Source organism: Pseudomonadota bacterium, assembly GCA_027624955.1.
Classification (GTDB): domain Bacteria; phylum Pseudomonadota; class Alphaproteobacteria; order UBA828; family UBA828; genus PTKB01.
Map to the genome: position 1 here is coordinate 14,765 of JAQBTG010000046.1, position 13,217 is coordinate 27,981.

Consider the following 13,217-nt stretch of genomic DNA (forward strand, 5'->3'; position numbering starts at 1 on the left):
CTGCGCCAAGAGGGTAAATAGAGATTCCGCAATAAAGCAGGGAGAAAAATAAAATGGTAAATATACCGGGATTCAAAATGCTATCCCGCCTTGGCGTCGGGGTTGTGGCAGCCGCCGCGATCGCCGCGGCCGCTACCACCGGCCTGTCCGCGCCGGCCAAGGCGGCGGGCGACAGTCTTGTCATCGCCTTCCAGGCAGATGTGACGAGTTGGGATCCGAGCGTCAATTTCCCGACCGGACAGGGCATCTTTAAATCGGTCTTCGATGCACCGCTCGCCCAGGACAACAAGCTCGGCTACATCCCCCATGTCTTGACCAAATGGGACTATGCCGAGGGTGACCCGCTCACCATGCATATCGAGATGCGCGACGATGTCATGTTCCATAATGGCGACAAGATGACCATGGAAGATATCAAGTTCAGCTTCTTCGATCGCTTGTCGGACAAGGAACATCCGATTGATTTCGCCGGCGTCTGGGGCGCGATCGCAGATTTCGAAATCACCTCGCCGACCTCAGCGACGCTTCACTTCGGTCGACCGATGGCAACCGTGCAGGAGTGGTGGAATTTCCTCGGCAGCTACATCGTGCCGAAGAAATATTACATGGAAGTCGGCCATGACGAGTTTATTAAAAACCCGATTGGCTCTGGACCCTACAAGCTGGTCGATTACCAGCGCGGCTCGCGCATCGTGCTGGCGGCGAACGATGATTATTGGGGCGGCGCGCCCAAGATCAAGAACGTCACCTTCGAAATCATCACCGACGCGCCGGCGCGCGTGGCGGCGGTGCAGTCCGGCAATGCAGATGTTGCGGTCAATGTGCCGATCCGCGAAGCCATCCGGCTTGATGGCGTAGAAGGTCTTACCGGTCACATCACGCCATACACCCACGTCTACTACCTCCAGGTCGCGAGCAAGGGCGTCATGCTGGATGATAACGTCCGTGCCGCCATGCATCTTGCGATCGATAAAAATGCCATTTCGGAGCGTCTGTTCGACGGCAAGGCGCCGCCGCTGTCCTTGACGGTGCCGAAATGGAGTTCTGGCTCAGTCGATGACTACACCTTCCCGTATGATCCGGCCAAGGCGGCCGAGATGCTGGCCAAATCGGGCTATGGGCCGGATAATCCGGTGACCTTCAAGTTCCTCACCACCAACGGTTCTTTCACCAATGATTTCGATATGGCGCGCGCCATTTCGGGCATGTGGAAGAAGGTCGGCATCGATGCGACGCCTGAGGTCATCGAGTTGAGCAAATATTACGAACTCAACAACACCGAGAACCAGCCGGAAGTGTTCATGTATAACTGGGACAATTCGACCGGTGATCCAGAGATTTTCACCGGTTACATGATGCATCCCGATCTGCCGTTCGGCTCGTGGCGCACCGAGGATATCGGCGAAATCGTGCGCGGCCTCTTTGTCGAGACCAATTACGCCAAGCGCATCCAGGGCTATAAGGATTTCAACGTTAAAGTGGCGTCGGAATCAAAGGCCATTCCGATCGTGCAGGCCGTCACCACCGTCGTGCACAAGGACGACGTGGTCTTCGAGGCGATCCCGCAAGGGTGGGTTATGCCTTACTTCATGGACCGCAAATAGAACGGCCATAAGGCTTTATGAGCCGTAAATAGAACGGCTTAAAGGCATACGAGAAACCAGCCGGTCGGCGCTTTGCGCCGGCCGGTTTGTTTTTTTGTTACGCCGATATTGAATCGATAAATTCCAGCGCGCTCGCGTTGAACGCCGCCGGGTTTTCGATATTGCTCAAATGGCCGGCGTCAGGAACGATGCTGAAGGCGGCGCGCTTTATTTGGTCGGCCAGCTCGCGGCACATGGCCGGTGTGGTCAGCGGATCATGCTCGCCGACCATCACATGGGTCGGCACGTGAATCGCGCTGTAATCGCCGACGCTGTCCTGCTCGACGGTGGCGGCAACGGATTTCATGTAACAGTCTTGACGCAGGCTCGCGATGCTTGCTTCCAGGCGCGCCCGCACTTCTGCCGTGGCGTTCGGGCCGAGCAGCTTGTCGGCCACCACCGGCGCGATATCGGCCACTGTCTTGCCGGCCTTGAGCGGCGCCAGACGCGATTCGACATATTCCTTGCGCTGCGCCGGTGAAAGTGCGGCGAAACCACTATGGGTATCGACCAGGGTGAGGCTCGCCACCCGGTTGGGAGAGCGGAAATAAAAATCCGCGGCGACGCGCCCGCCCATGGAAAGGCCCACCAGATGCGCCTTTTCCGCCTTCAACTGGTCAAGCAAACGCGCCAGGTCGGCGCTGAAATCGGCGAAATTGAGGGCGCCGTCATAGCCGTCGCTGAGACCGTAGCCACGCGCGTCCCAGGCCACGGCCAAATAACGCTCGGCAAAGGCCGGCAGTTGATCGCGCCAATTGCTGCGGTTGCCGCCGATGCCGTGCAAGAACAGCACGACCGGCCCAGCGCCGAGGCAATCAGCTGCGATGCGCGGCGATGAATCCGTGAAGATCGTTTCAAGTCGCATGGCTTTCTCCCTTTCCGATTTTACTCTAAACTGCGCGCTGGAAATGGAAAACAAAGGCGATCAGGAACGAGTTTCATGAACAGCGTCTCAGCTCATCGCTGGTCGGAAAAATACCCCCATCTCGGGCAGGGGCCGATCGCGGCCGAACCCTGCGTCTCGGAGGAACATTACCGGCGTGAAATCACGCATGTGTTCAACACATCTTGGCTCTATGTTGCGCGCGAAGAAGAAATCGCCGCGCCCGGCAGTTACAAGGTCAAGCGCCTCGCCTTCGCCGATAGCTCGGTGATCGTCATGCGCGGCAAGGACGGCACGGTGCGCGGTTTCTACAATGTGTGCTCGCACCGCGGCAACAAAGTGGTCAGCGAAACCGGCGAGGAAACCTTCGGCCACTCCAAGGCGGCGGTGCTCTTCTGTCGCTTTCATGGCTGGGTCTACAGCGCCGACGGAGCGCTGTTGAACGTGCCGGAGGAGGGGCGCTTTTACGCCTGCTTCGACAAAGAACAACACGGCCTCGCGCCGGTCCATGTGGATGTGTGGCAGGGCTTTGTTTTTATCAATCTCGCGCCCGAGCCGGCGCAATCGCTGCATGATTTTCTCGGTGATTACGGCGCCCATATGGCTGGCTATCCCTACGGCGAAATGGACCATAGCTACAAATATCACACCTATCTCGACTGCAATTGGAAGATCGCCCACGACGCTTTCGCTGAGGCCTATCACGTCAACACGATCCATGCTGGATCGTTCCCCGACGTATTTTCGACCGGCCTGTCGGACGTGCAGCTATTCGGCCCGCATCGCACCTGTGGTGTGTGTTTGAACATGAACACCGCGCCTGAGCCGGTCGCGGCAATCGCCCAACAACATGCGCGCGGCTCGCTGGTCGCCAAGGCCGCGGGGACGATGTTGCCGCCCAGCATCAACCCGTCGGGCCGCGAGGATTTCGCCTTCGAGCTTTCTGTCGCCTTTCCCAATCTGTTTCTACATATCTCTGAAGGCATTTGGTTCACCCATCAGTTCTGGCCGCTCGCCCATGACAAGACGCTGTGGGAGGGCAAATATTATGTCCGCGCACCGCGCACCAACTCAGAGCGTTGGGCGCTCGAACATGCCCAGCTCTTGCAGCGCAACGCCTGGCTCGAAGATACGCAGACTATGGAAAACACCCACCGTGCCATCGCTTCCGGCGCCAAGCAGTTCATTAATTTACAGGACGAGGAAATCCTCATCCGCCACGCCCATCACGTGATTTCGCAATGTGTGAGCGCGGCGGAATAAGGGAGTACTAAAAATATGAGCGTAAAATTGCCGAAGGGATTCGAAGCGCTGGCGCCGCTGGTCGAAGATTGGGCCCTGCCGACTCAGAACGCGCGCCAGGGCAAGCGCCGCAATTCAACCACCGAGACGTTGCAGCGATTCTACGATGCGGTGGTGCCGCTGTTGCCCAAGATTTTGGCGCATGTGGACGAATTCCCGATGGGCGAACTGCCGCCCGATTCCCAGCGCCTGCTCTATCTTTCCCTCGCCCTCGCCGAGGTGGCGCCGCATATCGAACTTTACCGCGGCGACCCGAACGTGCCGCACAGCTTTGAAGAAGAACGCTTCATCGCCGCGCATGGCGAGCAAACCGACTAACGCCTATGCTGTATCTATGCCGCATCGAAGATGTCGCCGCCGGCGAGATCCGCCGCGTCGATCCGCCGGACCATGTGCCGCTCGCCGTCTATAATTTGGACGGAATCTTTTACGTCACCGATGATACCTGCACGCACGGCGAAGCATCGCTATCGGAAGGCGAGATCGACGGCGATTTGATCGAATGCCCGTTCCATGCAGGCTGCTTCGAAATCGCCACCGGTGAACCCGCCGGCGCGCCCTGTACGGTTGCCATTAAGAGTTATCCGGTGGTGATTGAGGGTGGCGAGATATACGTGAAACCGGCGGGCGGCGAGTAGTAAGCCTCTCTTCCCTCGGGGGAAGAGAGGTTGGAGAGATGGGGCGATCCGAGCGCGCAGCGCGCTTTGCTCTCCCCTCCAACCCAAACCCTTCCTCCCCGCTGGGGAGGAAGGGCCTGTTTAGACTGCTTCGCTCTCCTTACGCATCAAGCCCAAAATCTCTTCCGACGATTTCACATGGCAGAAATTGCCGTCGAGATATTCGATAGCGTTGGCATGGCCGCTCGGCGACATTGCAGCGCAGGCGTCTTCGGCCATCAGACAGCGAAAATCGAGATCGCCGCCGACGCGGATCGTCCCCTCGACGCAGCTATTAGTATAGATGCCAGTGACCACCAGGGTGGTGATGCCCATATTGTGCAAGAGATGCTCGCAATTGGTCGAAGTGAACGTGCTCGAGCCGGTTTTGACGAGCACGATATCGCCCGATTGCGGCGCGATTTCTTCCATGATTTGCGCCTCATGTTCGTCGGCGTCGATCGTCAGGCCAAAGCTGCGGTGGCGCCAGGTTTGATCGGAGCCGTCACCCCGGAGTGACGCGCAGCGCGTGTAAATGACCGGCGCGCCCAAATCGTGGAAGCCGTCGATCAGCCGCCGCAGCGCCGGCATCACGGTGTTTTTCATGCGCGCGAGATAATATTGCAGATCGTCGCCACATCCGGCCTCGATCACGCGCCGGCAATTACCGTAATCGGGCGACGCCTGCTGATAGGTGATATCGATGACGATCAAGGCGGTGCTCTCCGGGCGCACCGGAAATTCGGGCAGGCGGATGATGGTATGCCAGGCGCGCCAGCCTTCCTTGTGGTTCGTCTCTCTGGTCATGACGGATCTCCCTTCGCTTTAAAAATATCGCGCTCATAGAGCGCCGACAAACGCCTCGACCTCGCGGTTGAAGCGCTCGGGTTCTTCCAAAAACGGGCAATGATTGCTCTCGTCATAGACCGAAAAGCGCGAGCCCGGAATATTTTCATGCACAAATTTCACGGATTCAGTGGGCAACATCTTGTCCGCCATGCCGCCGGCAATGACCAGGGTGGGCACGGTCACCTTGGCGAGGTCGGTGCGGTAATCCTGCATGGTTTGGCTGAACAACACAGCGCTGGCGATGCTCGCCGGCATCCGCATGCATTCCGCTACCATCCATTCGACGTCTTCTACGGTTTGCGGTGCCTTGAACAGCATCGGGATGAAATCGCGGTAAATCTTTTCGCGTCCGGTCTGGACCTCCGACATCAGATGCACCAGCGCCGCCAGGTCGAAGACGCCCAAATCCCAATCCGGCCATTTGAAATCCGACGGGCTCTGATCGACAAAGATCGCCGCCGCCACGTTTTCATCGCCGAACAATTTGAAATAATCCCAGATCACCATGCAGCCCATCGACCAGCCGGCCAGCACCACGTCCTTCAATCCCTTGGCCGCGAGGAACGCGTGTAAATCGCGTGCGTAAGTCACCATGGTGTGGCCGTCCTCCGCATGCGAAGACTGGCCATGGCCTCTCAGGTCAAGCGCGATGGCATGATTGTTTCGCCCAAGCGCCGGCACTTGCTTGTGGAAATAACGCCCGCTCATCCAGACGCCATGCACGAAAACAATCGGCCGCCCGGCGCCGCTCTCTTCGTAGTAAAGCTCAACTTGATCATCGATTAGAATCTTGGGCATGGCGATATTCCTCCGCTATTCTCAAGATAATGCCGTAAAAGGAGGCAACTCGTCATGAACAATCCCGTCGGCGTCGGCTTTGTCGGCTCGCAATTCATCAGCGTCATTCATGCCCGCGCGCTGCAGCGCAACCCGCATGCCCGCCTCCTCGGCGTCGCCTCGCCCACCCCCGGCCATGCCGAGGGCTTCGCGCGCGATTACGCGATCCCCCACAATTTCACCGATTACCGCGACATGCTGAAAATCGACGAGATCGACATGGTGGTGATCGGCACGCCCAATAACACGCATTGTGAAATCACCTGCGCCGCGGCGGCGGCCGGCAAGCATGTGGTGTTGGAAAAACCCATGTGCCTCAACTTGGCCGAGGCCGACAGCATGATCGAGGCGTGCGACAAAGCCAACGTGAAATTCATGTATGCCGAGGAGCTGTGCTTCTCCCCCAAATATGGCCGCATGAAGGAGCTGCTCGATTCCGGCGCCCTTGGCCGGCCCACCCTGATCAAGCAGTCGGAAACCCATGACGGCCCGCACGCGCCGCATTTTTGGGACGTCGAGCAGTCGGGCGGTGGCGTGCTGGTCGATATGGGCTGCCACGGCATCGAGTTTTCACGCTGGATGCTCGGGCGGCCGAAAATCACCTCCGTCTATGCGCAACTCTCGACGCAATTGCACGGCGACAAGACCAAGGGCGAGGACAATGCGCTCCTCATCCTCGAATATGAAAACGGCTGCACCTTCCTCAACGAAACCAGCTGGACCAAACTGGGCGGCATGGATGACCGCGCCGAGATACACGGCACCGAAGGCGTGTGCTACGCCAATCTATTGCAGGGCAATTCGGTCACCACCTATAGCCGGCCCGGTTACGAATATGCCGTGGAAAAGGGCGGCGCCACCCAGGGCTGGACCTTCACCATCTATGAGGAAGAATGGAACTACGGCTTCTGGGGTGAGTTCGATCATTTCGTCGACTGCGTGCAGAACGACAAAGAACCGATCGTCACCGGGCGCGACGCGCGTGCGGTGATGGAGGTGTTGTTCGCGGCCTATGAATCGGCGCGCGAAGGCCGCAAAGTCATGCTGCCGTTCAAGACGGACGCGGCCAAGCCCTGGGACCTGTGGGGCAGATCATAGCGTTCACCCATGCGTTTCAGCGTTTTTGAAGACCACGAGGCGATGAGCGCCCGCGCCGCCGAAATCATGGCGGCGGCGGTGGCGGAGAAGCCCGATTTGCTGTTTTGCACAGCCAGCGGCGGCAGCCCCACGCGCGCCTACGAACTGTTCGCCGCCGACAAGCAGGTCGGCGCCGGGCTTCGCGTCGTGAAGCTCGATGAATGGGCCGGCCTCGCGCCTGACGACGAAGCCAGTTGTGAAACCTATGTGCGGCGCCATTTGATCGGCCCGCTCGCCATCCCACCTGAGCGCTATTGGTCGTTCGACGGCATGGCAGCAGATGGCGAGGCGGAATGCGCGGCGATGGAACGGCGCCTCGCCGCCGATGGGCCGATCGATCTCGCGGTGCTCGGCGTCGGCGTCAACGGCCACATCGCGCTCAACGAACCGGCCGGCGAACTTCAGGCCGAATGCCACGTCGCGGCGCTGGCGGAAACCTCTAAGGACCATCCAATGCTGGGCGGTCATAAAAGGCCGCCGAGCCACGGCCTCACCCTCGGCATGGCCGCCATCCTGCAATCGCATCATCTGTTGGTGCTGATCTCTGGCGCGCATAAAAGAGACGCCATGGAGAAATTTCTCAGCCGCCGCATCACGCCACAATTCCCCGCCTCATTGCTCTGGCTGCACGGCAATATCGATTTTCTCTGCGATTCGGCGGCGATGGCAGGGCTAGAGGCGCTGGCATGAAGGGCGCCATCGGCATCGATATCGGCGGCACCAAAATCGCCTTCGGCGCGGTCACCGCGGACGGACGCATCGTGGCGCAGCGCACCATCGCCACCCAGCCCGATGACAGCTTCGACGCCGGGTTCGCGCGCCTCATCCAGGGGATCGAACATTTGCTCGCCGATGCCGGCTGGCAGCCGGGCGATTTCGGCGGCATCGGCGTCGGCTGCCCCGGCCCGGTCGATATCGCCCGCGGTATTATCAAAAACGTCCACACCTTGCCGGGCTGGTCCAACCAGCAATTCGCGGCACCCTTGTCGGCGCGCTTCAACACGCCGGTGCGGATGGAGAACGATGCCAACGCAGCACTTCTCGGCGAGGCGCTCGCCGGCGCCGCGCGCGGCAGAAAAAGCGCCGTTATGCTCACTATCGGCACCGGCATCGGCGGCGCAGTGCTGCTCGACGGGCGGATCTACCACGGCGCCGGCGGTGCCCACCCCGAGATTGGCCACATTGCCGTCCAGCCCAATGGGCCGGAATGCTATTGCGGCCGGCAGGGCTGCTTTAAAGTCATCGCCGCCGGCCCAGCCATCGCCGCCGCCGGCGCGAAAATCGGCCTCAACGGCAGCGAGGCTGTCTTCACCGCCGCCGCCCAAGGCGAGCCCAGAGCAGCCGCGATCATCGACGCTGTGACGGCGGCCACCGAAACCGCCGTGTGGAGCTTGCTGCACAGCTATTTGCCCGAGCTGATCCTATTCGGCGGCGGCATCGTCGATAGCCATTGGCCGCTGTTCGAGGCGGCGGCACAAAAAAGCCTGGCGGCGGCAGTCTTCGCCCGCGACGAAGGCGTCAGCATCGCCCGCGCCACTCTCGGCAACGACGCCGGCATGGTCGGCGCGGCAAGCTTGGTGCTGTAGGGTGTGGCCGAAGGCCCAGGTTCCGATTATTTGGGCCTGACTCCATTGATCTCATTGATCAATGGAGTCAGGCCCGGTTGGTCAGCTTCCAAGCGGCACTTGGCTTCCGTTTCCATTGTTTTTTGGCATCGCCATCGCCCGCACCGCCCTTGGTAACCAAGCCGGCATAGCTGATTCGAACACCCTGGTGCTCGGAGAGGGCGGTTGAACATTTTTCTTGCCCGTACGCGCGAGTAACTGTCATGTGTAGGGCGCTTCGGGAACTTCGCGGTGTATGGCAACAGGTGGCGGACGAAAACAAATTCTATGAACCCGAAGACGGCATAGCGATGGCGCGATTTGGCGCCAGGATCAAGATGATCAGGATCAATTGATCCGCATCAAGAAAGGACAGACGAGTGGCTGCAGAGATGCACCAAGTCCCTGAAGTTATCAGGCTTCACAAAAGTGACGCCAAATTCGACCCTCTACCAAGTCGAAGCGAGCTACGTAAAATTTACGACGTGGGGAACAATTCTAGTTACGCTAACGCCCGCTGCGAGTGACACAAAAATCACAATAGTATCAACTGCTAACGTGGATAATATATTCGCTCTATTCAAGAGTCCTAATAAAACCATCCTTTCAAAATTCAAAGCGGGTCTTTCACAATAATTGCACAACGAAGCTAGACGTTCGGGGTCAACACGTCCGCCTTAATCAAAAGGGTTATAATCAAAAGAGTCGAGACCGATTGATTCCCTGAAACTCGCTTGTTGATCCCCTGAAGCGAAATCAAGCAGGTCAAATTAACCGACCCAGACCCTATTAATCCTGCGAGAAATCTTCCGGCTTGGAAAAAACTACTTTGTCACATATGACATAAGGCGGGTTACAAACCCTGACCGCACCCATCTGGTCGCGCGGCGTCGGGTATATGAATTGCGAAATTTTTCCCTTGCCCGCGCTCGCGCTAGCCTGTTTTGTGAATGGCGCGTCGGGAACTTCGCCGAGGGGGGCGTCAGGTGGCAGACGGACAGAAATTTTACGAGCCGGTGGATGGCATGAAGATGCCGCGCTTTAGTGGCATGCCGACCTTCATGCGCCTGCCGCATATTACCGATTTCAACCTGGTCGATATCGCGCTCACCGGTGTGCCGTGGGACGGTGGCACCACCAACCGCGCCGGCGCGCGTCACGGCCCGCGTGAAATCCGCAATATGTCGAGCTTTATGCGTCGGACCCATCATGCGCTCGGCATTTGCCCCTATGAGCTGTGCCGCATTGCCGATGTCGGCGATGTCAGCGTCAATCCGATCGACGTCAACGACACCATAGTCCGGGTGGAGGATTTTTTCCGTGAGATGCATGAGGCCGGCGCGGTGCCGCTCTCGGCCGGCGGCGATCATCTGATCACCCTGCCGATCATGCGCGCCATCGCGCGGGATGAGCCGGTCGGCATGATCCATTTTGATGCCCATTCCGACACCTGGGACAGCTATTTCGGCGGCTCCAAACTGACCCACGGCACGCCCTTCCGCCGCGCGGTGGAGGAGGGGCTATTGGACCCCAAACGCACCATTCAGATCGGCATTCGAGGCTCCGTCTATGATCTTAAGGATATGGATTTCGCCCATGAATCGGGCATGCGGGTGGTGACGATTGAGGAATATTTCGAAATGGGGTGGGAGCGCGTCATGCGCGAAGCGCGCGAGATCGTCGGCGATGGGCCGACCTATGTCAGCTTTGATGTCGACGGCCTCGATCCGGTCTATGCGCCGGGCACGGGCACGCCTGAGATCGGCGGCTATTCCACCCATGAGGCGCAGCAGATGCTGCGTGCCACGCGCGGCCTTAATCTGGTTGGCGGCGATGTTGTCGAGGTCGCGCCACCGTTCGACCTGAGCGGCAACACCGCGCTTGTCGGCGCAACTATGATGTTTGAGATTTTGTGCACGCTCGCCGAGGCGGTCGCGGCGCGTGGTAACGGAAAGTGACATGAGCGAAACCAATCGGCCGGTATTCCCGGCCATCCGTCTACCGCAGTTCGCCAACGAGCCGCTGCCCGAAGTTGTAACGGCGAAATTGCACCACCCCGTCACTCCGGCGCTCGAAGATGTGGCATCCGCCACCCGCGCCGCGCTCGAAAAATCCCGCCGCTTCGCCGCACTGGCAAAAGGTGCCCGCGTCGCCATCACCTGCGGCAGCCGCGGCATTCAGAGTAAACCCCTCGTGGTCGCCACCGCCGTCGCCTGGCTTAAAGAGCGCGGCTTCCAGCCGTTCATCGTGCCGGCGATTGGCAGCCATGGCGGCGCCCGCGCGGAAAGCCAAACCGCGCTTCTGGCCGAGCTTGGCTATACGCCGGAGAGCATGGGCTGCGCCATCGAATCCTCCATGGAAGTGGTGCAGATCGGCACCACGTCGCACGGCATCCCGGTGTGGATTGACAAGAACGCGTCCGAGGCTGACGCTATCCTCGTCGTCAATCGCATCAAGGCGCATACCTCGTTCGACCGTGAGATCGAAAGCGGCCTCAGCAAGATGGTCGCCATCGGTCTCGGCAAGGCGGAAGGCGCGCGTCTCATTCATCGCTTGGGCGCGATCGGCTATCTCGAAGTACTGCCTGAATGGGCCGGCATCGCCATCGCCGCGGCGCCCATCGCCTACGCCATCGGCATTGTTGAGAACGCCGAAAAACGCGCTGCCATCATCGCAGGCGCGGAGCCCGAGGATATCGCCGCCACCGACGCCCGTTTGCTGCCGGTCGCCAAGGCGAACACACCGAAATTACCGTTCGCGCAGATCGACGTGCTCGTCGTCGAGCGCCTCGGCAAGAATATCTCCGGCACCGGCATGGATACCGGCGTAATCGGGCGGAGCGACATCCGCGGGCGCCCGAGCCAGGACAATCCACTGATCCACAAATTGGCGGTACTCGGCCTCACGCCCGAAGCGCATGGCAACGGGCTCGGCCTCGGCCTGGCGGATTTCATGACCGTTGAGGCCGCTAATTCGCTCGACCTCTATGCCATGTATATGAACTCCTGCACCTCGACCTTTACCGAGCGCGTGCGCCTTCCGATCGTTCTAGCTGACGAAAAGGAAGTGATCCAAGCCGCCGCCGCGACCTGCTGGCGCTTGGATGGCGGCGCGGCGCGGCTCTGCATCATCCGCTCGACCCTACATCTTGACCAGATCCTCGTATCTCCGTCGCTGGCAGAAGAGTTGGGCGAAAAGGGCGAAATTGTGGATTCGCCAAAGCCGCTTGAATTTGATGACGCGGGCCATCTTTTGACCCGCTGCCCGCAGTAGGATTTCTGTGGAATTGGCTGAAAACGCGACGGTCGGCTGGGTCGGATTAGGTAAAATGGGCGTGCCCATGGCTGGCCATTTGTTGCGCGCCGGTTTTGCCGTCACGGTCTATAACCGCAGCCCCGGCCCGGAGGCGGCGTTACGCGATGCCGGTGCCGCCGTGGCGGCCAGCCCTTCAGATGTCGCTACCAAATCAGGCATCATCATTTCGATGATTTCCGACGATGCGGCGCTCGGCGATGTGACCGATGGCGCAAGCGGCATCTTTGCCGCGGCGGCGCCCGGCACGCTCTACATCGACATGAGCACCGTCTCGCCCGACATGTCAGCGCAGGTGGCGGCGCGTGCCAGCGAATGCGGCATCGGCTATCTGCGCGCCCCAGTTTCGGGCGGCGTCGCCTTGGCTGAGGCCGGAACCATCACGGTTTTGGCCTCCGGCGCGCGCGCTGATTTCGAGACGGCCGAGCCGCTGTTTGACGCCATGGCCAAGAAGTCCTTTTACGTCGGCGTCGCTGAGGAAGCGCGCTTCATCAAGCTCGCGCTCAACATGATGGTCGGCATGACTGCGGCGATGATGAGCGAGGCGCTGGTGTTCGCCGAACGCGGCGGCGCTGCGCGCGATATCATCCTCGATGTGATGGGCCAAAGCGCCATCGCCTCACCGCTGGTCGGCTACAAGCTGGAGCCCCTGCGCCAGCGCAATTTTGCGCCGACCTTCAGCACCCGGCAAATGGCCAAGGATTTCGATTTATTGCTAGGCGCGGCACGCCAGACCAACACGCCTCTGCCGCTTGCCGCCTTGGTCCGCCAGATGTGGTCGTCGATGATCGCCAGCGGCTCAGGCGACGAGGATTTCCTCGCCTATGTGAAAACCATGGAAACCCTCAGCGGCATGAAGGCTAAAGATTAAGTGACGTTACAAAGATTCACGTAAACGGCACCACCCCCCGGAATACTTATTATGTTCCGGCAAGCGCGACCGCGCGCCCGAGTTAATACGAGGTAGCCAAGGGGGCGGACGCCCCCGCCCGGC

At 59.9% G+C, this 13,217-nt stretch carries 13 protein-coding genes; 10 read left to right on the forward strand and 3 right to left on the reverse strand.

The window, feature by feature from the left end:
• Positions 1-53: 53 nt before the first annotated feature.
• On the forward strand, positions 54-1,604 hold the full coding sequence (locus tag O3A94_15000; protein ID MDA1357560.1) for an ABC transporter substrate-binding protein: 1,551 nt from the start codon (positions 54-56) through the stop codon (positions 1,602-1,604).
• A gap of 97 nt (positions 1,605-1,701) precedes the next feature.
• Here O3A94_15000 and O3A94_15005 read toward each other — a convergent pair whose 3' ends face one another.
• Positions 1,702-2,508 (reverse strand): alpha/beta fold hydrolase, encoded by an 807-nt coding sequence (locus O3A94_15005; protein ID MDA1357561.1) that lies wholly within the window; start codon positions 2,506-2,508, stop codon positions 1,702-1,704.
• A 75-nt stretch (positions 2,509-2,583) separates the two neighbouring features.
• Between O3A94_15005 and O3A94_15010 the strand changes: the two genes are divergently transcribed.
• Genes O3A94_15010 through O3A94_15020 form a run of 3 tightly spaced genes read left to right on the forward strand, consistent with a single transcriptional unit; the run spans position 2,584 to position 4,466 of the window.
• Entirely contained in the window at positions 2,584-3,789 is a 1,206-nt protein-coding gene (locus O3A94_15010; GenBank protein ID MDA1357562.1) for an aromatic ring-hydroxylating dioxygenase subunit alpha, read from the forward strand.
• A 15-nt stretch (positions 3,790-3,804) separates the two neighbouring features.
• Positions 3,805-4,146, forward strand: coding sequence for a hypothetical protein (locus tag O3A94_15015; GenBank protein ID MDA1357563.1), 342 nt, complete (start codon positions 3,805-3,807; stop codon positions 4,144-4,146).
• A gap of 5 nt (positions 4,147-4,151) precedes the next feature.
• Entirely contained in the window at positions 4,152-4,466 is a 315-nt protein-coding gene (locus O3A94_15020) for a non-heme iron oxygenase ferredoxin subunit (GenBank protein MDA1357564.1), read from the forward strand.
• 120 nt (positions 4,467-4,586) lie between these two features.
• Here the strand turns inward: O3A94_15020 and O3A94_15025 are convergent, their stop codons facing one another.
• Positions 4,587-5,291, reverse strand: coding sequence for a cysteine hydrolase (locus tag O3A94_15025; protein ID MDA1357565.1), 705 nt, complete (start codon positions 5,289-5,291; stop codon positions 4,587-4,589).
• A gap of 33 nt (positions 5,292-5,324) precedes the next feature.
• On the reverse strand, positions 5,325-6,131 hold the full coding sequence (locus O3A94_15030; protein ID MDA1357566.1) for an alpha/beta hydrolase: 807 nt from the start codon (positions 6,129-6,131) through the stop codon (positions 5,325-5,327).
• A 54-nt stretch (positions 6,132-6,185) separates the two neighbouring features.
• On the opposite strand from O3A94_15030, the gene O3A94_15035 reads away from it, so the two are divergent.
• The 6 genes from O3A94_15035 (at position 6,186) to O3A94_15060 (ending at position 13,094) form a co-directional block, all read left to right on the forward strand.
• A complete protein-coding gene (locus tag O3A94_15035) occupies positions 6,186-7,268 on the forward strand; it encodes a Gfo/Idh/MocA family oxidoreductase (GenBank protein ID MDA1357567.1) in 1,083 nt (360 codons plus the stop codon).
• Between the two features lie 9 nt (positions 7,269-7,277).
• Positions 7,278-7,997, forward strand: coding sequence for a 6-phosphogluconolactonase (locus O3A94_15040; protein ID MDA1357568.1), 720 nt, complete (start codon positions 7,278-7,280; stop codon positions 7,995-7,997).
• The gene (locus O3A94_15045; GenBank protein MDA1357569.1) at positions 7,994-8,893 is read left to right on the forward strand and encodes an ROK family protein; all 900 of its coding nucleotides are present in this window, start codon (positions 7,994-7,996) and stop codon (positions 8,891-8,893) included. Before O3A94_15040 ends, O3A94_15045 begins: the two co-directional genes overlap by 4 nt.
• A gap of 1,043 nt (positions 8,894-9,936) precedes the next feature.
• On the forward strand, positions 9,937-10,869 hold the full coding sequence (gene speB / locus O3A94_15050; protein ID MDA1357570.1) for an agmatinase: 933 nt from the start codon (positions 9,937-9,939) through the stop codon (positions 10,867-10,869).
• Between the two features lies 1 nt (position 10,870).
• Complete coding sequence (locus O3A94_15055) at positions 10,871-12,184, forward strand: lactate racemase domain-containing protein (protein MDA1357571.1); 1,314 nt, start codon at positions 10,871-10,873, stop codon at positions 12,182-12,184.
• Between the two features lie 13 nt (positions 12,185-12,197).
• Positions 12,198-13,094 (forward strand): NAD(P)-dependent oxidoreductase, encoded by an 897-nt coding sequence (locus O3A94_15060; protein ID MDA1357572.1) that lies wholly within the window; start codon positions 12,198-12,200, stop codon positions 13,092-13,094.
• Positions 13,095-13,217: the final 123 nt, after the last annotated feature.